The following is a 25,641-nucleotide window of genomic DNA, read 5'->3' on the forward strand; positions in this document are numbered from 1 at the left end:
ATAAACTATCGAACTCAGTGTGCTTTTCGTCTAAAAAATTATTGTTTTCTTCTTCTACCTAATACGAATAATACTCCGCCAACTAAGAATGAAATTCCCGCACCAACTGACATCATCCATGAATGTGCTGCCCCTGTTTTCGGTAATTCTTTTTCTACTTTTACTTGCGGTTCTTTAATTAACTTTTCCAGTCTTACTTCCGGTTTCTCCGGTTTCACTTCTGGTTTCTTCAGATCTTTCGGTTCCTCCGGTTTCACTTCTGGTTCCTTCGGCTCTTTCGGTTCCTCCGGTTTCACTTCTGGTTCCTTCGGCTCTTCCGGTTTCACTTCTGGTTCCTTCGGCTCTTCCGGTTTCACTTCTGGTTCCTTCGGCTCTTCTGGTTTCACTTCTGGTTCCTTCGGCTCTTCTGGTATCTTAAGATCTTCTTTTGTTTTCGGTAAAATTGTAACTGTAGGCTCAAGTGGTGGATTTATTTTATCGTCCACTACCGCTCTATTTGTTATCCCTTTACTTGGTGCTGCTTTTACCTTCACTTTAAAAATAATACTACGTTCTTTCGTATCTGTAATTTCTAGATACTTTGCTATTACTTTTCCAAACTCCATTTTTAACTCTATTGGATTTGGTTCAGCCCTTTCAAATCTAATGCTATCTTGCACGTACTCTAAACCGGCTGGAATTTCATCTTCTACCTTTACCTCTGCTAGTTTGCCGTTTTCTACCGTATTTTTGAAACTAATTCGGTATTCTACTTCTTCTCCTAGCTTCGGTTCTTTATTATTTACTGTCTTCGTCGCTTTTAACTTACCATCTTTATATTCTGGTTTTATTGTCGCTGTCGGTTCCATAACTGGATGATCTGGATCATCTACATGAATGATCGCTTTATTTGTTATTTCCTCTCCAACTTTTACTGATTCTTTTACCTTTACTTTAAAGATGATACTTCTTTCTTTCGTATCCGTAATTTCTGGATACTTCACTGTTACTTTTCCATTCTCGACTTTAAGTTCTGTTGGCACAGGCTTATCACCTACGGCCTCCAGACTTTCTTTCACATACTCTAAACCAGACGGAATTTCATCTTCAATCTTTACATCAACTAACTTCCCGCCATCTACTGTGCCGTTAAAAGTAATTCGATATTCGATTTCTTCCCCTAGCTTTGGTTCATGGTTACTTACTTCTTTCCTTGCCTCTAGTTTCCCATCTTTATATTGAGGTGTAATTGGTATAAGTGACTCAACTGGTGGATTTGTCGGATTATTATCATCCACAACCGCCTTGTTTATAATTTCTTTTCCTTCTTGTACCGTTTCTTGTACTTTCACTTTAAAGATGATACTTCTTTTTTTCGTATCCGTAATTTCTGGATACTTTACTGTTACTTTTCCATTCTCAACTTTAAGTTCTACTGGATTTGGTTCCGGCCCATCAGACTTTATACTATCCTGTACGTATTCTAAACCAGCTGGAATTTCGTCCTCTACTTTTACCTCAGTTAGTTTGCCGTTTTCTACTGTATTTTCAAAACTAATTCGATATTCTACTTCTTCTCCTAACTTCGGTTCATGGTTACTCACTGTCTTTTCAGCTTGTAATACACCCTCTTTATGTTGAGGTTGTATCGCGACATTCGGTTTCTCTGGTGGATTTATAGTATCTTCCACAACCGCCGTATTCACAATCGCTTCGCCAATTTTAGCTTTTTCTTTCACTTTTGCTTTAAAGACGATACTTCTTTCTTTCGTATCCGTAATTTCTGGATATTCTGCGAGTACTATGCCGTTTTTCACTTTTACATGCAACGGTTTTGGATTATCCCCCTCAGCTCTTTCGCTACCTTCTACAAACTCTAAACTGTTTGGTAATTCATCCTTAATTTTCACCTTCGCTAATTTTCCGTGCTCAACTACGTTACGGAACGTAATTCGATACTCTACTTCTTCTCCTAATTTTGGAGCTGGGTTATTTACTGTTTTCTCAGCTTTTATTTTTCCATTCTTATACTCCGGTGTAATAATCGCTTCTGGTTTTTGCGGAGGATTCTTCGGATTATCATCATCCACAATTGCCGTATTCACGATTTTCTTCCCGACTTTTACTGCTTCTGTTACTTTTACCTTAAAGATAATGCTACGCTCAGCTGTATCAGTAATATTTTCATACTTCGCTGTAATTTTTCCAGCTTCTTCTTTTAACTCTACCGGATTTGGTTCATTACCTTCTGCTTTTAAACTATCCTTCACATACTCTAATCCATTTGGTAGTTGATCCTCAATTTTCACTTCTGCTAGTTTTCCATTTTCTACCGTATTTTTAAAACTAATTCGGTACTCTACTTCTTCTCCTAGCTTTGGATCTTTTTTACTTACCTTTTTATTAGCTTTAAATTTACCATCTTTATGCTGCGGTGTAATATCTACTTCTGGTCGCTCTGGTGGATTTTTTGTATCATCAACAATTGCTTTATTTACAATTGCCTTGTCCACTTCAACGGAATCTTTCACCTTCACTTTAAAGATAATGCTTCTTTCTTTCATGTCAGTGATATTTTCATACTTCGCACTAACCTTACCAGCTTCTTCTTTCAACTCTACTGGGGCCGGCTTATCACCTTCTGCTTTTAGACTATCTTTCACATACTCTAAACCAAACGGAATTTCATCCTCAATTTTAACCTCTGCCAGTTTTCCATCTTTCACCGTATTATTAAATGAAATTCGATATTCGATTTCTTCACCTAGCTTCGGTTTATGATTATTCACCTTTTTATGAGCAGCAATTTTACCATCTTTATATTGTGGTGTAATTTTTGCTGTCGGATCAATTACTGGATGGTTCGGATCATCAACATGGATAATCGCTTTATTTGTAATGTCCTTCCCTATTGTAACCGAATCTTTTACCTTCACTTTAAAGACAATACTTCTTTCTTGCGTATCCATAATCTCTGAATACTTTGCCATTACCTTACCATTTTCTACTTTCAACTCCACTGGTTTTGGCTCTTCACCTTCAGCTTTTTCGCTTCCTTCTACAAACTCTAATCCAGCTGGAATTTTATCTTCTATTTTTACCTCTGCTAGTTTTCCATCTTTCACCGTGTTATTAAAAATAATTCGATATTCGATTTCCTCACCTAACTTCGGTTCATGGTTACTTACTTCTTTTCTTGCCTCAATTTTCCCATCTTTATATTGTGGTGTAATCGGTACATAAGGCTCTTCTGGCAGATTCTTTGTATCATCTACAATTGCCTCATTTACGATTTCTTCTCCCACTTTTACGCTTTCTTTTACCTTCGCTTTAAAGACAATGCTTCTTTCCTCTGTATCTGTAATTTCTGGATACTTTGCCATTACCTTATTATTTTTCACATGTAGCTCTACTGGTTTCGGTTTAGAACCTTCTGCCGTGATACTGCCTTCCACATACTCTAAACCATTTGGTAATGCATCCTTTATATTTACCTCTGCTAGTTTTCCGTTTTCTACCGTGTTTTTAAAACTAATTCGGTATTCTACTTCTTCTCCTAGTTTCGGTTTATGATTATTCGCCACTTTCTGCGCAGCAATTTTACCATCTTTATATTGCGGAGTAATTTCCACATGAGGCTCTTCGGGCTCATTTTTTGTATCTACTACGATTGCTTTATTAACAATCTCCTTGCCTACTTCTGCCTCTTCTTTTACTCTCACTTTAAAGATAATACTTCTTTCTTTTGTATCCGTAATTTCTAGATACTTTGCCATTACCTTGCCGTTTTCAAATTTCAATTCTACCGGACTTGGTTTAGTACCTTCTGCTTTTAAACTGTTCTCCACGTACTCTAATCCAGCTGGAATTTCATCTTCTACTGTAACCTCTACTAGTTTTCCGTTTTCTACCGTGTTTTTAAAACTAATTCGGTATTCTACTTCTTCTCCTAATTTCGTTTTTTTATTGTTTACAAATTTCTCTGCTTTAAGCTTACCGTCTTTAGATTCTGGCGTAATTGTTACTTCTGAAGTTGTTGGATCTTTTGTATCATCAACAACTACTTTATTGACAAGGCCTTCACCAACTTTAAATTCTTCTTTTACTTTCGCTTTAAAGACGATACTTCTTTCTTCTGTATCCGTAATCTCTGGATATTTGGCGATTACTTTTCCATCTTTCACTTTCAGTTCTACTGGATCCGGCTTAGTACCTTCCGCTCGTAAACTATCTTTCACATACTCTAATCCATTTGGTAAATTGTCTTCTATTTTTACCTCTGCTAGCTTTCCGTTTTCTACCATGTTTTTAAAACTAATTCGGTATTCTACTTCTTCTCCTAACTTCGGCGTTTCATTATTTACCGTCTTCTTCGCTTCCACTTTTCCGTCTTTATGCTGCGGAGTAATTTCTGCCGTCGGTGTTTCTGGTTCATTTTTCGTATCATCAACAATTGCTTTGTTAACGATTTTTTTACCGACTTTCACTTCTTCCTTTACTTTCACTTTAAAAGTGATACTTCTTTCTTCTGTGTCCGTAATCTCTGGATACTTCGCCATTACCTTACCATTTTCCATTTTCAATTCTACTGGATCCGGCTTAGTACCTTCTGCTTTCACACTGTTTTCTACATACTCTAAACCTTCTGGTAAAGTATCTTCTATTTTCACCTCTGCTAGTTTTCCGTCTTCTACCGTGTTTTTAAAACTAATTCGGTATTCTACTTCTTCTCCTAACTTCGGCGTTTCATTATTTACCGTCTTCTTCGCTTTCACTTTTCCGTCTTTATGTTGCGGAATAATTTCTGCTGTCGGTGTTTCTGGCGGATGTTTCGTATCGCTCACAATCGCTTCATTAACAATTGAATCGCTCACTTTACCTTTTACTTTCACTTTAAAGGTAATACTTCTCTCTTTTGTATCTGTAATCTCAGGATACTTTGCCATTACCTTACCGTTTTCAAATTTTAATTCCACTGGATCTGGCTTAGAACCTTCTACTTTTAAACTATCTTTCACATACTCTAATCCATTTGGTAAATCATCTTCTATTTTTACCTCTGTTAGCTTTCCATGTTCTACCGTATTTTTAAAGCTAATTCGGTATTCCACTTCTTCTCCTAACTTCGGCGTTTCATTATTTACTATCTTTTTTGCTTCAAGTTTTCCATCTTTATACTGAGGAGTAATTTCCGCTGTCGGATTAACTGGCTTATTTTGCGAATCATCAATAGTTGCTTTATTAATGATTTTTTTACCGACTTTTACTTCTTCTTTTACTTTCACTTTAAAAACGATACTTCTTTCTTCTGTATCCGTAATTTCTGGATATTTTGCCATTACTTTACCGTTTTCAAATTTCAGCTCTACTGAATCTATTCCGGCACCTTCTGCTTTCAAACTATTTTCTACATACTCTAAACCTTCTGGTAAAGTATCCTCTACTGTCACGTCTGTTAGCTTTCCGTTCTTTACCGTATTTTTCATACTAATTCGGTATTCTACTTCTTCTCCTAACTTCGGTGTTTCATTATTTACGATTTTCTTCGCTTTAATTTTTCCATCTTTGTGTAATGGTGTAATTTTCGCTTCTGGTTCTTTCGGATCTTTCATATCATCAACAATTGCCTTATTGATGATTTCCTTCCCCACTTCCGCTTCTTCCTTCACCTTTACCTTAAAGACAATACTTCTTTCTTTCATATCCGTAATATTGTCGTATTCAGCAATAACTTTTCCATCTTTCACACTTAACTTTAATGGAGCTGGTTTATCACCTTCAGCCTTTTCGCTGCCTTTTACATACTCTAAACCGTTAGGAATTGTATCCTCTATTATTACCTTTTCTAGTTTTCCGTTTTCTACCGTGTTCTTAAAGCTAATTCGGTATTCTACTTTTTCTCCTAGTTTTGGTGATGGATTATCTACTGTCTTCTTTGAATCAATTATTCCATCCTTATGTTGCGGAGTAATTCTTTCCTCCGGTTCAATCGGTGGATTTTTCGTATCATCAACAATTGCTTTATTGACAATCTCTTTATCTACTTTTACTTCTTCCTTCACCTTTACTTTAAAGACGATACTTCTTTCTTTCATATCCATAATATCGATATACTTAGCTTTGACTATCCCATTTTCAACAGCTAATTCTACTGGTTCAGGTGCTTCTCCTTCGGCCTTGATGCTATTTTCTACATATTCAAGACCTTTTGGAATTGTATCTTCCACTCGCACCGTTTCTAGTTTTCCGTTCTCAACCGTATTATGAAAACTAATGCGGTACTCGATTTCTTCACCTAACTTCGGCTTCTTATTATTAACTACCTTTGTAGCAGCAATTTCACCTTTTTTACTTTGCGGTGTAATAACAACCTTCGATTCAACAGGCTCATTTTTCGGATCTTTTGCAATTGCTTTATTTACAATTGCCTCCCCTACCTTTGCCGAATCTTTTACTTTCACTTTAAAAACAATACTTCTTTTTTCTGTATCCATAATCTCTGGATACTTGGCCATTACTTTGCCATCTTCCACTTTTAGTTCTACTGGCTCTGGTTTTATACCTTCAGCTTTCAAACTATCTTTCACGTATTCAACACCTTTAGGTAGTGTATCTTCTACTAGCACCGTTTCTAGTTTTCCGTTTTCTACCGTATTATAAAATGTAATTCGGTATTCCACTTCTTCTCCTAGTTTTGGTGTTTGATTCGTTACGTTTTTTTCTACATCCACTTTACCGTATTTATAATCCGGCGTAATCTTTTCTTCTGGATGCTCAGACTGTCCATTTGGCTCACTCACAACCGCTTTATTAACAATCGTTTCTCCCGCTTTTGCCTCTTCTTTTACTTTCACTTTAAAGGCGATGCTTCGCTCTTTTGTATCCGTAATCTCTGGATATTTTGCGATTATCTTACCATTTTCTACTTTTAACTCTACTGGATTTGGTTCAGTACCTTCAGCTCTCTCACTGCCTTGAACAAATTCTAAGTTAGCTGGAATTTCATCTTCTATTGTAACTGCATCTAGTTTTCCGTTTTCCACCGTATTTTTAAAGCTAATTTGATATTCAACTTCTTCTCCTAGCTTCGGCTTCTTATTTGTTGCTTTTTTCTTTGCAGCAATTTTACCGGCCTTATGCTGTGGTGTAATCTTCTCTTCTAGATTCTTTGGTGGATTTGTTTTATCTCTAACGGTTGCTTTATTAACAATTTCTTCACCAATTTTTGCAGTTTCTTTTACTTTTGTTTTAAAGACGATACTTCTTTCTTCCATATCCATAATTTCTGGATACTTTGCAATTACTTTTCCATTTTCAAACTTCAGCTCTACTGGCTCTGGTTTTACACCTTCAGCTTTCAAACTATCTTTCACGTATTCAAGACTACTTGGTAATTCGTCTTCAATGGTCAATACATCTAGACGTCCATCTTTTGTCTTATTTTTAAATGTAATACGATACTCTACCTCATCACCTAACTTCGGTGTTTTATTAGAAGCTATTTTTCTCGCCTCTATTTCCCCTGGAACTTCTTTTAGGGTAGTAACCGTAACATTTGCATCGTCCTCAGTTTCATACTTTATCTCGGCACTATCTTGTCCCTTTACAACAACGACATTTTTTACTGTTGTATCTGATTGTACAGAATCTTTCACTTTTACTTTGAATGTAATAACGGTACTTTCACCAGGCTTTAAAACACCGCCGTCTTTAGCATTAGCACCTTCACCAACACGGAAATCAATTTGATTATTTACAAACTCCGCTTCATCATCGCTTGCATCATCTGTTTTATTTCCTTTACTACTTCCAGAAACATATTGAATAGACCCTGGAACATACTCTAAACGGTCATCTAATTTATCAAAACCTTTTACATTCGATACCGGCGCTTGATTATTTTTCGTATCATTTTTCACTTCAATTTGATACGTAAACTCTTCACCAGCTTTAATTTCCTTAACTTCTTTACCGGTACTATCTAATGCCTTTTTATCAACTTGTAAGTTTGGAGCATTATGTTCTGTAACGAATGTGGCGTTGTTTAATACGTAAATATCACCGCCACCACCATATGCTCTAAAACGCATTTTTCCTTCTTTCAAATCATTCTTTACTTGAGTGGGTCCTTCAAGGTGATACGTATGAATATCTGTACTGAAAGAATTTGTCCAATCTGGATTATATCCTGGGTATTTTTTCGTAACAAATTCGTTAGTGCCATCTACTTGTACTTCTGTCATAGATGAGTCATTAACATCATTATCTTTACCTTTAATATTTTTAAACTTTTGATACCCTAACCCAAAATCATACTCTCCATAATCATAGGCATATCCATCATTATCAGCTGGATCACCTTGCGATGAAAAATAACTAAATTTCGCCTTAAAAGCGCCTTCTTTTGGTGTGTTTATTTTATTAACACTAATATCTGTCCAGGCTGTACTTTTTTGAGAGACTAGCCCTTCCCAAATCTTCATGTCTTTTACTGTTTCTTTATAGTTTTCATAAACTAATATAAGATTCCAGTTACCCCAGTAATAGCCGCCACCTGTTACATCTTTAATTTGTGGCACATTTGCAACTGTCAACGTTTGAGAAATACCTTGCTGTGCAATTATATTTGTTACATCTGCATACGCTACATATCCTGCGCCACTACCTGAGTAATTAGAAATATAAGGTAGATAATCAGCTTTTCTTATGCTATCAGCAGTTACCTCTGCATATTCTTTATTTCCCATTCTCATTTTGACTGGTTGCCTTACTTGATCCTCGGTAACCTTTCTATCAGCGATATTTCCTGGTAACCCCATTGCTGCTGTCCAGAATAAGTAAGCCTTTTTCACTTTACTTCCAGCAGGAATGTTAGGAAATGCACCTGTTGACGAATTAAAAGTACTATCATCGTTATCAACATCAACCGTCATTTTATTCGTTTTATAACCCATACTTTGTCTGCCATAATGATCAGATGTCAAACCAAGCGTCACATTACCAGTCTGTACTAAATTACCAGGAGCAATTGTAGAATACAACGGGTCTCCAAATCCTTGTTTATCTCCTGTTTGGATTTGAACCTTCGAAGCATTTTCTGATGCAGCTTGTACTTCTGCATCACTCTGCTTTACTGCTAAAGGTGATTGCTTTTTCTCTTTTTCTAGTTGCTTCTCAGCCTCAGGTTGTTTTATCTTCTCTATTTCTGTTTTTTGTGCAGATGTATTTTTATCTTCTACAGATACTTTTAATTTTCCATCCACTTCTTTAGTTTTTGAATCAGTTGTTGATCCGATAGCTTTCTTACTACTGTCAGCCTCATCATCGGTATTAGCTTCTAACTTCTCTTCAGAAGGAAGCCCTTCAACATCTACAGACATGTTTCCTATTTGTAGTTGATCCTTTTGCACACTAATTTTTTGCTTATACTCTTTATTAAAATGTTGCGCACGACGAGCTTTTATTAATACAGTCATTTTTTCATGTGATTTTAAATCTTGAATTTTAAGATTAGAAGAAAGAACCTTTCCTCCATTATCTTTTTCCTCTACATAGAAATCCGCTACCTTATTTTCAAGTAACTTCTCTCCGTTTACTTTCACAGATTGCGAAAGAAACTCAATTCCATTGTCATTATTTTGTTTAATTACTAATTCTCGGATTGGTGTATCTCCCGTATTTTCAATCTTATATTGAAATACGTGCTCCCTCTCCGCTACTTCTCCCTTATACATTTCAGCATTCACTTGATCTGCCTTAATTTTCACATCATTTCCTTGTAACTCATCCCAGCTTTTTTTATTTATCTCTGTAGCAAAAGCACTGGGCGAAGGCAATATGATGGATAGAAGAAGTGTGATCATTGTTACGACATTAAAACACTTCAATACTTGCTTCATATTTTCTACCTTTCTCCTTTCTATATACTTGCTATCCGCCTACTTCATTTCAGTAACCCTTTCATTTAGTAGCCGAATACATAGCAATATATATCCACTCGCAACAATCCGACCTACGAAAATGTATCGTTGAAATCCCAATGTCAACAATATAAATCTCATAGAATATTACTATTTTAATTTATCAAAAATAGCATATATACCGGACACTTATACAAACCTTTACCATACTTTTAATATAGTAAAAACACCGTGCTGTATAGGTTTATATAACAGTTAAAGGATACTTAAAAATTTTAACATACTCCTCATCCTATTTATACATACAATAGAAAATTTACCATTTTTTAGTTATTTTTAGTTTGTTTTTTATAATTAAAATTTTCTAAAAATAACAACCGTTACATGTAAAAATATGTTATATTAAAACAAGAACAAATGTTCTTTTTTTAAAAAAAGGAGGAATTTTTTATGCTACACGAACCTATTATCGTAAAAAAAGAAGCTTTCCACGCAATCGGCGTTTCGGTTACGACGACTAATGAAAAAGAGGCATCTACTGAAGGAAACATTCCACAACTTTGGAACCGATACTTTCAAGAACAAATGATGCATCACATCCCAAATCAACAAACGAAAGAAACATTCGCTTTCTACTCAAACTACGAATCAGATGAAACCGGTACATATCAATTTACAATCGGTATGCCTGTTTCTTCATTAGAAGACGTTCCTGAAAATATGACAACTTTAACAATACCTGCCGCTACATATGCGGTATTTACAACAAGAAAAGGACCAGTTGCTGAAGTCGTTTGTGAAGCTTGGGAATATATTTGGAAATGGTCGAAAGAAAATAAACGTGCCTTCACAACAGACTTTGAGCTTTACGATGAAAGAGCGTTAGATCCAAACAACGTTCAATTGGATATTTATATTGCGTTAGCCTAAAAAAAGATGCCCATTCGGCATCTTTTTTTGTCGTTAAATAGCTACTGGGCAAATTCATTATTATTGTCTACAATGAGAAAGTGCAGTATAGAAATATTAGAAACTGTATAAAACGATTGTTAATAAGTTTTTTAGTTTAAATTCGTCACATAGAAAGGAAGCAATATGGAGGAACTACAACAAAATAAAACTGCTTTAGAAGGAAGCGGAAAACCGTTATTAAAAAATACGAATTTCCTTTTTCTTTGGGCAGCTACTCTTTTTTCAAGCTTTGCTTTAGCCTTTTTTACTTTTTCACAAACGTGGTACATAGCAAAAACATTAAACCTTGAAGCTTCACTCGGTGTTGTTTTCGTAGCTCTTAGTGTTCCAAGGCTTATTTTTATGATTGTCGGCGGCGCTGTAGCTGATAAATTCCCGAAAAAAAACATTATGTTTTACTCCAATATCATTCGAGCGATTCTTGTCGCAACCATTCTCACATGGTTCATTGTCGGTGATGTAACACTATATACATTTGCTTTATTCGCTTTATTCTTTGGACTTGCTGATGCTTTCTTCTGGTCAGCGGATGGATCTATCTTACCGGAATTGGTAGAAAAAAGCCGGTTAACACAAGCAAATTCACTTACACAAATGACGAACCAAGCATCGGTCATCTTAGGCCCTGTACTTGGTGGTATTCTCATTAAATTTACGAACTATGAGACAATCTTTTCCATTACGATTTTATTACTGATTGTCGCTGCCATACTCGTTCAAAAAATACAATTTACGATGCCAGAACAAAAAGATACAGATAAAGGTATGTTCACTTCCATTAAAGAAGGAATCTTATATGTAAAGGAATCGCCATTCCTTTCAACTTTCCTTATTTGTAGCGCTTTTTTAAACTTATTTTTAATCGGCCCGATGCAAGTTGGTTTCCCTCTTTTTGTTAAAAACGTTCTGCATGGTGATTCGCTCCAGTTTAGTTACTTAGAAGCATCTGTAGGCGGCGGAATGGCAATCGGTGCTATCATTGTAGGTTTAAAAAATATTAATCGTAGACGCGGTCTATTTTGTATTATCATGATGCTATTGTCTGGTGTATTCTTCTTAGCCATCAACTTTAGCACCGTACTTTGGCAAGCACTATTAGCCGGCATGTTTTATGGTATTACAATCGCAATGGCGATTGTACCGCTTATGGCAATGATTCAATCGACAGTAAAAGAAGAAATGATGGGACGCGTAATGAGTTTACTTATGCTATCATCAATGGGCTTTATCCCGCTCTCTTATGCATTCACATCACTTGCACTTGCAATGGGAATTCCAATCGTAACCGTTATGAAAAGTGGTGCAATAGCTGTTATCGTCTTCGTACTATTTGTAGCGATTCGTGTTCCAGTTGTAAGGAAGTTCGATTAGCCACTTAGAGTCATGTATTATACGCATGGCTCTTTTTTGAATGGATCAAATAGTGATATTCCCTTACTTCTCCTTAATGCTGCTCCCCATTCTAATCCAACCTCTAAAAATAAATCTCGCACTGTACTGTATAAAAGTGCCCCAATGTCTTTACGAATTTCCCCATATTTATATGCTCTTACAACACTTTTCACGCGCCAAATTAAATTTCCATACACTTCTTCGTCAGCTAATATTTGCTCTAGTAAAACACCTTGTTCTAGTAATCCACTCTTTTTATACGCAAGCTCGACCTTACTCCAAAATATATTAATTTTCTTCGGATTACTCGTCATCGGCACCAGTGCGTATATAAAAGGCTTCGGTATATCATGACGGCAATACGTCTCATCAAGCTCATACGTTCCTTTTCTTTTCTCTTTTATTTGTGAAATGTTTTTAGAAAGAATTGTTTCCCCAGCAATTTTTTGCTCATTTTTACTACAGCCAGTTGCATTATCCTCAGTTTTAAAAGCGGACATTTTCATACGGTCATCCATGCGGTCAATCGCAGATGTAAGAAATACATATAAGTTCGCACTATACCCGCCGCGTTTATGCCTTTCTTTTGTTGCAACACGCTTTATAATTCCTAGTTCCTCTAACTTTGCAATTGAACGGCGTACTGTACGAATACTCTTTCCAACATTCGTCGCAATCGTCCCCATTAATGGACAAGCGACTCCTACTGTTTTTTGTTTCTCATTCACCGCATATTTTCCTAAAAAATGAATAATGATAGAATCAGTTTTATTCAATTGAAATCGGTAGCACTTCAAAACTTGTTTTTGATATGTATTAAACTCTTCTTTACTTCGAAATTCACTATATGGTTTCATTAAATTATATAAGCTTCCCATTTATATCACCTCATTTATAAGTAAGAGGCAGGAAGCGAAATTGGCGTGATAGTTAATATTTTTTAATGGAGATGAAAATATGATCGTAATTAGCGCTTGTTTAGGTGGGATTGCTTGCCGTTATGACGGGAATGACAATCTCGTTTCAAAAATAGAGGAGCTTCTGCAAAAAGAAGATACAGTCCTCATTTGCCCTGAAGTATTAGGAGGACTACCAACACCTCGTCCTTCCGCTGAAATTATTGGCGGGAATGGCGACGACGTTTTAGACGGAAAAGCGAAAGTGATAACAAAAAATGGTGAAGATGTCACAGCAGCTTTCGTAAATGGTGCTTATAAAGCATTAGAACAAATTAAAGATTTACACCCAGAATATATTATTTTAAAAGAACGCAGCCCATCTTGTGGTAGTTCTACGATTTACACTGGAGAATTTAACGGTAATAAGCAAACTGGTTTCGGAGTGACAACTGCTTTATTTAAAAGACACGGATTTAAAGTCATTTCAGAAGAAGAATTTGAAAACAAAAAAAGGAATTGACCCTGTTCGTCAATTCCTTTTTATCTGTCTTATTTCACACTTAGTTTTTCTTTCACTTTCGCTGGAAGCTCGTCTTTTTTCACTTCTTCCCAAGCTGTTACACCTTTTTTATCTGAGTGGTATACGCGTAGGAATGCTTCTTTACGAAGATTTTTTTGAGCTATGAATTCTAATTCTTTCTCTTTACCGTCTTTATCAAAGCCAGTCAGCTTATATTCATAATCTTTAAATTTCTGCCCATTACTAGTTTTACTATCAAATTCTTTTCCATCTACTGTAATTTGAACATAATACTCATCTTTACCCATACGGTTTAAATCACAACCAACTAACAAACTTGCAAATACAACTAAAATACTAAATAGTGCAATGTATCTTTTCATTTCCTTCACCTCATATGTTTTTTCTTATATTCTTATCTTAAAGCCCGGAGCTTAAAGAAGAAATTCAAAAACATGACATGAACATTACACTTTTGTAAGATAATAATTATTTCTTCACTTTAGAAATTGTCATTCCATTAAGCTTCTGTATAACGTTTTTGTTTCTCACGCTCATCAGCTACACTACCGCCAATAACGTCTTTCACGCCAATTTCGCCACTTATCACGTAATTTCCTTATACCGTTTATTACGCCTTCTATTATGCCCTCAATTATAATCTCTATTACAAGATATCTCACTAAACTAATAATAGGTTTAATTACGTATCTCCCTATAAATTCAAGAATATCCTCCATCATATTTTCCTCCTTCTTTTAAAAGGAAGCTGCTACTCCTCCGCGTCCAGTTACAATTTCTGCCCTACTGCGGTATATATCAACAAAGATAATACGACAACAACATCCACGATAACGCTATTGAATTTGGAAGAAACTTCGGTAAATACTAATACTGTAGTTAACATGGCTAAGAGAATTATTTTTTCACCTATATTCGGAGATGCTCCCAAAAACTTTATAAAATCAAAGACAACTTTACTACAATTCTTCCCGTAACTAATTTATTATCGTGGTAAACCGTCTTCCACTACATCCGTAACAGTTCCATTCGGTTCAAAGATTACACGTAATGATCCTTCTCCACCATAACCAGTATAGTCATATACTGAATAAGATTTATATTTCTCAATCACATGTGGCTGTCCAATTGCAGCTTTTACCTGATTCGCGGGCATACCTTTTTTGATTTTCAAATAATGATTGTAACTTACTGCTGCCGAATTGTTATTTACATCTTTATACCACGGTACACGATCGTTTTTTTCTTCATATTCCTTTACAGGCCCTTCACTACGTTTCGTAAATACCTGATTCTCTTTATCTGTATCTTTATCTTCATCCTTTATAGCAGTACGTTCAATGTTTACAACATAACCATATGTATTTAATTCAACCATAATTTCATATGTACCATCCGTATCTTTTTCAGTATAAAATACGCGTTTTTCATGGTTATTATAATGTTTTATGTTCTCACCACCATAGTCAATCGTATTAAGAATATCCGTATACGTCATCCCTTCCTCAATCTTTTGAGATTCATCATGAGAAATATAACGCTTTTGTGATGATGGTGCATCCTCATTTTTAATACTTTCACGTTTGCTCGTAGTCATAGGTGTTTTCTTCTGATCTTTTAGTACTTCACCTTCCGCCTTCGCTGGTTGCTTTGCTCCTGCTTTTGTTAATACGTCTGTATCGCTAGAACAAGCTCCCAAAATCGATACTGTAGTCAACGCCATCCCTACTATAAGTACTCTCTTAAATGACTTCACTCTAATCCCCCCGGTGTTTTTTATATCTAATAATCAACGTATTTTAATTAATACGGAACTATTCAGTTCTATACAATTTGCTATAGCCTTCTCGCTCATGCACCTTTTTTGTATAAAGTGAAACTTTAATCAGCCCTCGCCAATCATCTTCGTTACAAATGTTAACATTAAATATAACTAATAAATAGTATATTTTTGCTAATCATTTACATTTTTTCTACATAATCTTATCTTAAAATGAACAATATGAATCTCGAATTCACAGCATTAATCATATATACCATATATAATAACATTTAAATTAACATCTAAATTAACTTTACATACATTTCCTGTTTTAACGCAAAAAGAAAAGACCTTTCTAACGATTTTATTCTATCGCTAAAAAGGTCTTTCTCTATTTCTGCTAAAAACTTAGCACTCTTCTGGCTTACCAGCATTCGATGCTGTACGGAAAGATGATCCACATCCGCATGATGCGATTGCGTTTGGATTGTCGATTGTGAATCCGCCGCCAAGCATAGATTGTTTATAGTCAATTTTTACTCCTTTAACAATTGGAGCACTTTCTGTATCGATAACAAATTCAACACCGAAAAACTCAAGCACTGTGTCGTCTTCTTTTGGTTCTACTTCAAATCCTAAGCCGTAAGAAAGACCGCTACATCCGCCGCCGTGTACAGCAAGGCGCACATACTTCTCTCCATCTTCAGCATCTTTTAACATATCTTTAATTTGAAAAGCTGCTTGTTCTGTTACTTCAATCATGAAATACACCTTCCTTTCTGTTCTTAGTCCATTATACATCTTTACGCTTCTATCTTGTACTCATACACTCCGCGGCAAATTACTTCCGCAGGTCCTTTCATCAACACGTTTCCTTCTTCAGTCCACGCAATCATTAAATCGCCGCCAGCTAAATGGACTGTAATTTCCTTACCACGTTCCATCTTTCCATTTAAAATAGCAGCTACAACTGCAGCGCACGCTCCTGTTCCGCAAGCTTGCGTTACACCAGATCCACGTTCCCAAACGCGGAAGTTCATCTCGTCATTATTCAAAATTTCGATAAACTCAACATTTACTCGCTCTGGGAACATTTCATGTGTCTCGAGAACTGGTCCAAGTGTTGTAAGAGGTGCTTTTTCTACATCATCAACAAAAATAACCGCATGCGGATTTCCCATTGAAACAGCTGTAAATGCATAACGATGATTATTGTATAAGAAGTTTTCACGAATAAATGGTGTTTCACCTTCACCAAGCATCGGTATTTCTGCACGTGTTAGACGAGGTGCTCCCATATCGATTTTTGCTAATGTCACGACACCATCTTCTACTGTTACTTCAGCCGTTACAATACCAGCTAACGTTTCAATTGTGAAAACTGTTTCTTCTACTAGTTTATGCTCATACGCATATTTCGCTACGCAGCGTAAACCGTTACCACAGCTCTTTCCTTCAGAACCATCATTATTAAACATACGCATCTTCACCGGAGCTACGTCTGAAGGGCAAATTAAAATCATCCCGTCTGCTCCAATACCAGTATTAATATTTGAAACCTTTTCGGCCACAAGGGCTAAATCTTCTTCAGGAATTTGCTCTTCAAACATATTTACATATATATAACTATTGCCAAGACCATGCATTTTTGTAAAAGAAAATTGGCTCATTTATATTCACTCCAAAAATAATTTGTTATGTTAAGTATAAAATGCATGCTTTTAGAACACAATATGAATGTCCCCCGTTTCTCATATTTGACAACGTTTGGCGATGAGCCACTCTTACACAATTTGTGTAAGAAAAAAGCCCTTCTAAAAAGGGCCTTTTTTTATTTATCCTACTATTTTCGATTGGGGAAGACTAATACTCAGTATTAGTCTTCCCCACGAAATAAAGTTTTTATCTAATGAAAAAGGTGCTACTAATTCGCAACACCTTAAAACATTGGATTTTCATCCAAATACTCATATACATTATTAACAAGCTCTTCTACTGTTGCACCTTGTACAACTTCACCATTTACAAGTGCAAATGGTCCTTCAAAACAAATGCCACAATATCCTAAACAACCATACTCCATTACATCTAAATTCGGATCTTTTTCTAATTTTTCTAGAGCTGCTTGTGAACCACTTGCAAGGTTACCTACACAAAATTCAATTAATGGTTTAATCAAAATTCTCCCCCCTGTACTACAAAACAAATTACCTTTTCACTTTATCTATAAGAAGAAAACTAAGCTGTTTCTTGTTGTTTTCGTTACACAGTCTAAACTATTTAGTTACTTCATTACTTCACTTCAAAGTAGATGATTTCTTCTATATAACATGCTACTTACAATGAAAGAGTAACTTAAAAAGAAAAACAGTTTACTTTTCTTCTTATTGTACAACAGAGTATTCATTCATGCATTGTTATTTGTTCACAAATTCGATATAATTTGATTGAGTAAAGTCAAAATATTTTATTAATATAAAATTTTATGATTAGGGGATATTTCAACAGAAAAGGGGTAATCCATCATGAAACACCTCGTAATACTAGGTGGGGGCTACGGTGGAATGAGAATTCTGCAAAGGCTACTTCCAAGCAACCAACTTCCAGATGATGTACAAGTGACATTAATCGACAAAGTACCATATCATTGCTTCAAAACTGAATATTATGCATTAGTTGCGGGTACTATTTCAGAAACGCATATTCGTATACCGTTTCCTGAACACCCACGCCTCAATATTCAATACGGCACAGTAACAAATATTGACCTCGAAGAAAAAGCTGTTCATCTTGATGGCGGCGAAGTGATCCAATATGATGATTTAATTATCGGACTTGGCTGTGAAGATAAATATCATAACGTTCCTGGAGCTAGAGAATATACACATAGTCTACAATCAATTGAACAAACACGTAAGACATATGAACAATTAAATAGTCTAGAACCAAATGCAACAGTAGCTGTCGTTGGTGCTGGCTTAAGTGGCGTTGAAGTAGCAAGTGAACTTCGTGAAAGCCGTTCTGATTTAAAAATCTATTTATTTGATCGAAAAGATAGAATTTTATTCCCATATCCAGAGAAATTAAGTAGATACGTAGAAGAATGGTTTGTAAAGCATAAAGTTAACATTATACGAAACTCTAACATTACAAAAGTAGAACCAAATATTGTGTACAACCACGATGAACCACTTGAATGTGATGCAATCGTCTGGACAGCTGGTATTCAAGCAAATGAAGTTGTTCGAAACCTTCCAGTTGAACAAGATGGTAGCGGACGGGTTGTCTTAACTAAATATCATAATATTCCAAATAACGATCATGTTTACGTTGTAGGAGATTGCGCAGCACTTCCACATGCACCATCTGCCCAACTGGCTGAAGGTCAAGGAGAACAAATTGTCCAAATATTATTAAAACGTTGGAATAATGAACCACTCCCGGATGAACTACCTGTTATTAAATTAAAAGGTGTTCTAGGATCTCTTGGTAAGAAGCACGGCTTTGGTTTACTAGCAAACCAACCATTAATGGGACGTGTACCGAGATTATTAAAATCTGGTCTTCTTTGGATGTACAAATATCATAAAGGTTAATACCTTACAGGCTGTCTACTATGTAGGCAGCCTCTTTGCATCAGTTTTTAAAAATTATCAGACACATCTTTCTCAATATTTATAATGATTTATTTTTCATTTTTATATTAAAAAATATTGATAAACATTGTATGCTATTTGTAAGTTGTTTTATTACTTCCTTTAAGACCGAGTTCATTCGGTCTTATTTTTCATGTGATAAATACTTTTGTAGGAGGCATTACATTCCACTTATGAACTTATCGAAACTAAACAATCGAATAGAAGCGAAAAAGAAAGAGCTAATCTATCTCGTTGAACGATACGGATTCACTCATGATAAAGTGATTTCTTTCAGCCAAGAATTAGATCGTTTACTTAACTTATTAATAAAACTCAAGACGAAGAAAAAACGTTGTTCGTTATAACCATTTTCCCCTCTTTTTTTGATACGATATAACTAGAATCAGAAAGGAGCGATTTATGTTTATATTAAAAGACGTTATATATAAAGATATACTACACATTCCTTATTTACAGATTCAAAAAGAAAAGATTACTTGTATTATCGGTGAAAGCGGAAGCGGAAAAAGCACATTACTTCGCATGTTAAACGATTTACAATCCCCAACATCCGGTACAATTGAATATAACGGAAAGTTAATTTCTGATTATTACCCTATTCAATTACGTCGTGACGTAGTTATGCTTGGGCAAACTCCACCTATTTTTGATGGAACCGTTAAAGACAACCTATTAATGGGACTTCGTCTTTCTGAAAAACCATTTCCAAATGATGATGCCCTGCGGAGTGCATTACAAACCGTTAGCTTAGACAAGCAATTAGAAGATAGCACCTCCTCATTATCCGGCGGTGAAAAACAAAGACTTGCCTTTGCACGTATCGTACTTATGGATCCGCCTGTCTATTTATTAGATGAACCAACTTCAGCATTAGATAGTGATACAGAACGACGCGTAATGAAACAATTTACTGAACTAGCACGAAAAAAGAAAAAAACAGTTATCTTCATCACACACTCACAACAACTTCCAGAAGAAATTGCAGATGATATTATTGAAATTAGCAAAACAAAGGGTGCAACTAGAAAGGAAGTGCTCTCAGTTGAAGGGCGTTATTGAACTCCAAATTTGGCAACTTGCAGCTGCCTATATTTTCATTCTTATTTTAATTGGACTTGTAAAATTAAAAGGAATACCTCGCGAAAAACAAATCGCGCTCGCAACATTCCGTATGACCATTCAGCTCGTACTTGTTGCATATGTCCTTACATACGTATTTGAAAACAGTAATCCATTTTATACAATCGCTCTCATCACTTCTATTACTACCTTTGCAATTTTTAATATTTATAAACGAGTTAACATCCCAATGTCTAAAGAATTAAAACGAGTAGCCGCCCTTTCCATGGTCGCCGGATCAATTGGGCCACTTCTACTATTTATCTTTGTTATTATCGGTCATGACCCTTGGTATGCTCCGCAATATATCGTCCCTATTACAGGAATGTTAGTTGGGAATGCCATGACTGGTGTTTCTCTTGGTGCAAATACGTTCTTAAACAATATGAAATCGCAAAGAGGTCAAATTGAAGGTGCACTTATGCTCGGCGCAACACCGAAAGAAGCTGCTGCTCCGCTCATTCGAGAAGCTTTTGACTCTGCTATTTTACCAACAATTAATTCTATGGTCGGAATGGGAATTATAAGCTTACCAGGCATGATGACTGGTCAAATATTATCCGGTGTATCACCATTCACAGCCATTCAATATCAAATCGCCATCATACTCGGTATTTCTGGAAGTACTGCCTTTGCTGTCATTATCTTTTTACAGCTTGGATATAAAACGTTCTTTAATAAGCGATGTCAGTTGAAAGAGGTTGACTATGATGCGAGGTAAATGATGCATCGTTCTCGGTGAGTGAAATTATATTAACGATTTTTTCAATATATCTATCATAACTTGCAATATATCAACGATTTTTCAAATATATCTATCATAACTCAGAATATATCAACGATTTTGTACGAAATATCGATTTACCGACAAAAAGTGACATAATAAAAAGAGGAGGCTATTCGCCTCCTCTTCTATTTACTTACGCCTTCTTAACGAACTGTGATTTTAACTTCATAGCTCCGAAACCGTCGATTTTGCAATCGATATCGTGATCGCCATCAACTAGACGGATACTCTTTACTTTCGTACCGATCTTCACAACTGAAGAAGTTCCTTTTACTTTTAAATCTTTAATAACAGTAACAGCATCGCCATCTTGAAGAACGTTTCCGTTCGCATCTTTTACAACTTTTGCACCATCATTATTTTCAGCTTCTGCTTCTTGGCCCCACTCATGAGCACATTCTGGACATACGAAAAGAACGCCATCCTCATACGTATATTCTGAATTACATTTTGGACAATTTGGTAAAGTAGCCATAAATTCATTTCCTCCGTTCATTATTTATACGTAAAAATCAAAATTGATGTTTACATCTCGATAAATAAAATTTGTATAGCATTTCTTTATAGTGCCATAGTCTCACGTTATTGACAACCCTACCTCAAATTCTCATTTTTTATTGTATTTTACAAAATTTCAATTTGTATGCCGTTTTTCTATTTGCTCTTCTACTAATTTTAAAAATCTTCGTTGTGCATTTTTATTTTTCACGAGCAATCGAACTCTTAGCTTACTTTGTAAATATGAGCGAACTTTGTAGTTCGTAATAAATAACTTTTGATACTTCTCGTCTTCATATATCATTCGAAACCATTCATACTGCTGCAAGTAACGTATGTTAACATCAATCTTTTTCGTGTGTAAACCCGTACTTAAACTAATAGATCCTATTAGAGCTTCTATTCATGCTGAAATCATTTCTCTCCCCCTAATAAACAAAAGAAGAACCTTCACAAGATTCTTCTTTTCAAAATGAATGAGTTCCCTCTAGAACCCCCAATTATTTTCTTCAATGTAAATTTGATATTCTTCTACTTCTTCTTCACTTAACTTCTTATTATCTTCATATATCTCTTGCCACTCGAAATAATCTTCATCGAAATAAACAGCAAATTTAATTTTCACGTTTTTCTTCTCTGTATAATCATAACCAGTAAACTCTACTACGTCATAATCTTTTTCTTTCTTCACAAACTTCCAAGTTGGATTATCAGTCATAATCTCTAACGTAACCCCTTCACCACTTGAACGAACAACGTTTTTAATATTCGGTTCAGTTGGTAAAAAGGACAGCCCGAACGCAGCTAACCCAAACACAATCCCGACTATAATCTGTAAACCAATCATACCAGCAATACTCACGCCACCCTTTGATTGTAAGAAATACGCCTTCTCATGATCAGACGCATCTTCTCCCTTACGAAAAACACGAACAGCATGCTTGTAATATAAACGGTTTCCTTGCCATCCAGTAAATATCATCATTCCTAATTGAAGAGCTAAATTAAATGTTACATAAATCCCATCTGGAATATCTATAAAAGGGGGTATAACTATACTAGGTATAGCCAATAACGCAAATATAATAAATAACTTATACATTTTTCGATAAGCTAACCAAAAAGTTGGGAAGAAAAAGGCTACCCAATTCCATGTATTCCCTTGCGCTGGATTTTCTACTTTCCCCCACTTAAAGTCATAATAAGCTGTATTCTTTTGAACAACTTTATGTAATTCTTGTGGAGAAATCGTTTCTTTTAAAACAGTGTCCTTCACGTACATCATCCTTTTCTTATTTCTATATACATTTATTGTATATGCACAAAATGAAGGAATCTAACAAAAAGTACACATATTTCATAAAAATGAACGGAAATCGAATATATTCCGACAATTATCCGTTTCTTATTTCATTTTACTTTTAAATATATTAAAATAATCATGTATCATATCTTTAATACACTAAGTTAATTATTTTATATATTCACTAAAAAGGATGCATCAAAATCATTTTTATACATCTTTTTTAGTGAATATATACTACTATTTTAAAACAAACATCTCGACTTAAAAGAGCTCACAAATTAGCCTTCTACTATTTCAAACATATTTCCACTTACACAACTCATGAATAGTTCATTATTAACTTCCTCTGCATAATGTTTCACATGAAACTATCAACATTCCGGGTTACCTTTCTACTATTTTCGACTGGTTTCAAACGTGGACATCTTATGAAAATTTAGTGGAAATAAATATACATTCCATTACTCCGGTACTAGCTGTCGTTCCAATATTAGAAGAAAAAGCGTTTCTACTTCTTACTTGTTTTTCTTTCTACAAATTAAAACAGTACGAACAAGCTAATCGCTACTTACAGCAATATTTACATTGCACCGTGCATCTGAATACTAAGGAAAAAGAGCCCATATTCTTTCACGAAGTTGATATGTATATGAAAAAACTAGTAGAAAGCACAATATAATTTCACATTGTGCTTTCTACTAGTGCTTTATATTCTTCTTGTAACTTTTTAAATCAGAAATATTTTATCCCCCCTACAACTCCCAAGTAATATTCATTTCTTCAAATGACTCCTTACTAACTTCCAATCCTTCGCTATCTTCCGTTCCAATCATTGCTACTTCTTCTTTAGACAACTTAATTTCCTCATTTGGCCTTTGGATTTTTTTCTCATACACGAGTTGTAAAAGCTCTATTTGTTCCTCTGTCAGTTCATACTCTTCTTCCAGTCTTTCCATTGCTGATTCTGTATCAAGTAATGGAATTTCTAATAAGAATCCGCCGTGCTCTTCCATCTCTTCAAATGAATCAATTGAATACGCACCACTATCCTCAATCCAAAATGCAGTTGTAATAAAAGGAACTGTTTCGCCTTCTACTTCTTCTAATACGTATTGAAGTGCTTCTTCTTTCGCAATATCTATTACTTCCGAAGGTGCCCCTTCAAAATAACTTTTCGCATCAATCCACTCATCCATTCTCTCACTATTCACATCTTGAAGACATACAATCGTGTAATTCGGATGAAACGTAATTGCCCCTTGTCCGCCTTGGCTATCTTGCATACTATAGTTAAATCCATCCCATGAACTTTCATGTGAGAAATCTGGACAATGCGCTACATTAATTGCATGGGCAATCGAATTTAAAACGCATCCTTTCCATAATTGTTCTCTATCTATATGTAATTTATATTTACTCATCATCTTCCCCCATGCACATATTTTTTTCTATTATCTTTCCTCTACACAATACTTGTAAATACTTTTCTATCTACTACAAAATAAAAAAGACAATACACCCCACTGTATTGTCCATTTTCTTCCCTACCATTTCTCTCTACACGTCTCAATTAAATGTAGTAAGTACCTCTTCGTCATATCTGCCCTTCTCCACCTTGAGAGCATTCGCTTTTCTTTTGGGTTCTGCCGTATTCTCGCTACTTCTTTTAATAAAAGCTCCCATTCTTCCGCTGAACGTTCTGACAAGTATTGCAAGCCTCTATCTTTTGAAACGATTGTTTTATGATCTAGTGTATATAAAATACGTCCCATCGTAACGACAGCTGATTCTACCCACTCTTCTATAAAAAATAAATATGGCTTCTTCGCCTTTTCACTCCAGTACTGTTCTACGTTGTATTTCATCGTATTTACTACATCATTCCATTGTATTTGCAGCGGAAGATCTTCTGCTTCTTTTCCGGTAACTGTAATGCCTTGATTTTTCAACGTCCACCATGTGACCGCATTAATGTCCCAATGACCAACATTAGCTTTACCATCTGCACAATACACGTACTCGTTCATTTCATCATTGTATTTCCCTAAGTCAGCAAGCGGAATATACATACCGTCCATTCTTTTACCTAGCATATTATCACTAAGTTTCTTATGTAGTTCCACAAGCTGCTGTTTTTCAGCTTCATTCACGGAATCATTTATCACTGTAACAAAATCAACATCGCTCGTTTCCTTATGAAATGCACCTAGTGCGATGGATCCGTAAATATATACCCCGACTATTTTTTCATCCAAAAAAATTTCTTTTAATTCTACTGTGTACCGCTCCATTAACTGCTCTACTGCCGTTGGTAACGCATGCTTCACTCCATTTTTCATATCTATCCCTCCAATAAAAAAAGCCTTTGCAAATTCGCAAAGACTTCTTGTTTTATAAATATTTCTCGATTTCTTCGTAAACATCCTTCAAACGAGGATTTCCTTCTCCAACAATTTCTCCATTTACAAGAACGACCGGATAAAATAAATCTTCTTCCACTACGCGCTCTGCGAATGCTTTTTTATCCGCATCTTCTTGTTCTTCCTGGAAATCAATATACTCGAAATTAAATTTATTTTCTTGTCCTTCATATTTACGACCAATTGCCGCTTGTAACCATTCAAACGTTTCTGTTGAAGATGGCATTCCAACACAGCTCGCACAAATTACTTTCGTCCCATACACTTGAACATTAACCATTTCTTCTCCCCCACTTCTTGTCCCAACAGTATATTCAGATGTCTTATTACATAAGCACATCATTTTACAAACTTATTCCATACCCCTATACTGAAAAAACACGATAC

20 protein-coding genes and 2 pseudogenes are annotated in these 25,641 nt (G+C 35.4%); 8 read left to right on the top strand and 14 right to left on the bottom strand.

The window, feature by feature from the left end; all coding sequences use genetic code 11:
• Positions 1–38: 38 nt before the first annotated feature.
• Positions 39–9,878 carry an isopeptide-forming domain-containing fimbrial protein gene (locus tag DN407_RS24425; protein WP_149216678.1) on the bottom strand — a complete coding sequence of 3,280 codons (9,840 nt, stop codon included), beginning with the start codon at positions 9,876–9,878 and terminating at the stop codon, positions 39–41.
• A 471-nt stretch (positions 9,879–10,349) separates the two neighbouring features.
• On the opposite strand from DN407_RS24425, the gene DN407_RS24430 reads away from it, so the two are divergent.
• On the top strand, positions 10,350–10,829 hold the full coding sequence (locus DN407_RS24430) for a GyrI-like domain-containing protein (protein WP_000902159.1): 480 nt from the start codon (positions 10,350–10,352) through the stop codon (positions 10,827–10,829).
• A 165-nt stretch (positions 10,830–10,994) separates the two neighbouring features.
• On the top strand, positions 10,995–12,242 hold the full coding sequence (locus DN407_RS24435) for an MFS transporter (protein ID WP_000391942.1): 1,248 nt from the start codon (positions 10,995–10,997) through the stop codon (positions 12,240–12,242).
• Positions 12,243–12,259: 17 nt separating this feature from the next.
• Here DN407_RS24435 and DN407_RS24440 read toward each other — a convergent pair whose 3' ends face one another.
• A complete protein-coding gene (locus tag DN407_RS24440; protein ID WP_149216679.1) occupies positions 12,260–13,141 on the bottom strand; it encodes a helix-turn-helix domain-containing protein in 882 nt (293 codons plus the stop codon).
• A 79-nt stretch (positions 13,142–13,220) separates the two neighbouring features.
• On the opposite strand from DN407_RS24440, the gene DN407_RS24445 reads away from it, so the two are divergent.
• Complete coding sequence (locus DN407_RS24445) at positions 13,221–13,682, top strand: 2-thiouracil desulfurase family protein (protein ID WP_000635484.1); 462 nt, start codon at positions 13,221–13,223, stop codon at positions 13,680–13,682.
• A gap of 29 nt (positions 13,683–13,711) precedes the next feature.
• Here the strand turns inward: DN407_RS24445 and DN407_RS24450 are convergent, their stop codons facing one another.
• The 6 genes and pseudogenes from DN407_RS24450 to DN407_RS24470 all read right to left on the bottom strand — a co-directional run bounded on the left by DN407_RS24450 (position 13,712) and on the right by DN407_RS24470 (position 17,644).
• A complete protein-coding gene (locus tag DN407_RS24450) occupies positions 13,712–14,065 on the bottom strand; it encodes a YxeA family protein (RefSeq protein WP_149216680.1) in 354 nt (117 codons plus the stop codon).
• A 143-nt stretch (positions 14,066–14,208) separates the two neighbouring features.
• A pseudogene (locus DN407_RS32280) lies at positions 14,209–14,277 on the bottom strand (methyltransferase); the annotation flags it as partial.
• Between the two features lie 411 nt (positions 14,278–14,688).
• On the bottom strand, positions 14,689–15,459 hold the full coding sequence (locus DN407_RS24455) for a hypothetical protein (protein WP_000834604.1): 771 nt from the start codon (positions 15,457–15,459) through the stop codon (positions 14,689–14,691).
• 414 nt (positions 15,460–15,873) lie between these two features.
• Positions 15,874–16,227 carry a HesB/IscA family protein gene (locus tag DN407_RS24460; RefSeq protein ID WP_000573825.1) on the bottom strand — a complete coding sequence of 118 codons (354 nt, stop codon included), beginning with the start codon at positions 16,225–16,227 and terminating at the stop codon, positions 15,874–15,876.
• A 41-nt stretch (positions 16,228–16,268) separates the two neighbouring features.
• The gene (gene dapF, locus DN407_RS24465) at positions 16,269–17,135 is read right to left on the bottom strand and encodes a diaminopimelate epimerase (RefSeq protein ID WP_000077397.1); all 867 of its coding nucleotides are present in this window, start codon (positions 17,133–17,135) and stop codon (positions 16,269–16,271) included.
• Positions 17,136–17,404: 269 nt separating this feature from the next.
• Positions 17,405–17,644, bottom strand: coding sequence for a YuzB family protein (locus DN407_RS24470; protein WP_000595026.1), 240 nt, complete (start codon positions 17,642–17,644; stop codon positions 17,405–17,407).
• Between the two features lie 346 nt (positions 17,645–17,990).
• Here DN407_RS24470 and DN407_RS24475 point away from each other — a divergent pair, with 346 nt between their 5' ends.
• The 4 genes from DN407_RS24475 (at position 17,991) to DN407_RS24490 (ending at position 20,964) form a co-directional block, all read left to right on the top strand.
• Positions 17,991–19,061 (top strand): NAD(P)/FAD-dependent oxidoreductase, encoded by a 1,071-nt coding sequence (locus DN407_RS24475; protein ID WP_098281378.1) that lies wholly within the window; start codon positions 17,991–17,993, stop codon positions 19,059–19,061.
• Positions 19,062–19,294: 233 nt separating this feature from the next.
• Positions 19,295–19,468 (top strand): aspartyl-phosphate phosphatase Spo0E family protein, encoded by a 174-nt coding sequence (locus DN407_RS24480; RefSeq protein ID WP_001054089.1) that lies wholly within the window; start codon positions 19,295–19,297, stop codon positions 19,466–19,468.
• A gap of 55 nt (positions 19,469–19,523) precedes the next feature.
• Positions 19,524–20,183, top strand: coding sequence for an ABC transporter ATP-binding protein (locus tag DN407_RS24485; protein WP_000470265.1), 660 nt, complete (start codon positions 19,524–19,526; stop codon positions 20,181–20,183).
• Positions 20,167–20,964 (top strand): ABC transporter permease, encoded by a 798-nt coding sequence (locus tag DN407_RS24490; RefSeq protein WP_097796600.1) that lies wholly within the window; start codon positions 20,167–20,169, stop codon positions 20,962–20,964. The genes DN407_RS24485 and DN407_RS24490 overlap by 17 nt, the downstream gene beginning before the upstream one ends.
• Positions 20,965–21,163: 199 nt before the next feature.
• On the opposite strand, the gene phnA is transcribed toward DN407_RS24490, so the two are convergent.
• From phnA to DN407_RS24500, 3 genes are all read right to left on the bottom strand, one after another.
• Positions 21,164–21,505, bottom strand: a complete 342-nt coding sequence (phnA, locus tag DN407_RS24495; RefSeq protein WP_000212737.1) for an alkylphosphonate utilization operon protein PhnA — start codon at positions 21,503–21,505, stop codon at positions 21,164–21,166.
• 159 nt (positions 21,506–21,664) lie between these two features.
• Complete coding sequence (locus DN407_RS32285) at positions 21,665–21,931, bottom strand: hypothetical protein (RefSeq protein ID WP_229192416.1); 267 nt, start codon at positions 21,929–21,931, stop codon at positions 21,665–21,667.
• A gap of 84 nt (positions 21,932–22,015) precedes the next feature.
• Positions 22,016–22,813: a DUF2628 domain-containing protein gene (locus DN407_RS24500; protein WP_002062697.1), complete on the bottom strand. Its 798-nt coding sequence runs from the start codon at positions 22,811–22,813 to the stop codon at positions 22,016–22,018.
• 367 nt (positions 22,814–23,180) lie between these two features.
• Here DN407_RS24500 and DN407_RS32795 point away from each other — a divergent pair.
• A pseudogene (locus tag DN407_RS32795) lies at positions 23,181–23,513 on the top strand (DUF4304 domain-containing protein); the annotation flags it as partial.
• A 73-nt stretch (positions 23,514–23,586) separates the two neighbouring features.
• Here DN407_RS32795 and DN407_RS24510 read toward each other — a convergent pair.
• The 3 genes from DN407_RS24510 to DN407_RS24520 all read right to left on the bottom strand — a co-directional run bounded on the left by DN407_RS24510 (position 23,587) and on the right by DN407_RS24520 (position 25,534).
• Positions 23,587–24,255, bottom strand: coding sequence for a hypothetical protein (locus DN407_RS24510; RefSeq protein ID WP_053514375.1), 669 nt, complete (start codon positions 24,253–24,255; stop codon positions 23,587–23,589).
• Between the two features lie 123 nt (positions 24,256–24,378).
• On the bottom strand, positions 24,379–25,173 hold the full coding sequence (locus DN407_RS24515; protein WP_142326146.1) for a nucleotidyltransferase domain-containing protein: 795 nt from the start codon (positions 25,171–25,173) through the stop codon (positions 24,379–24,381).
• A 52-nt stretch (positions 25,174–25,225) separates the two neighbouring features.
• Positions 25,226–25,534 carry a YuzD family protein gene (locus DN407_RS24520; protein ID WP_000248588.1) on the bottom strand — a complete coding sequence of 103 codons (309 nt, stop codon included), beginning with the start codon at positions 25,532–25,534 and terminating at the stop codon, positions 25,226–25,228.
• Positions 25,535–25,641 lie beyond the last annotated feature (107 nt).

Origin of the sequence: Bacillus sp. JAS24-2 (assembly GCF_008274905.1) — a bacterium.
Taxonomy (GTDB): Bacteria; Bacillota; Bacilli; order Bacillales; family Bacillaceae_G; genus Bacillus_A; species Bacillus_A cereus.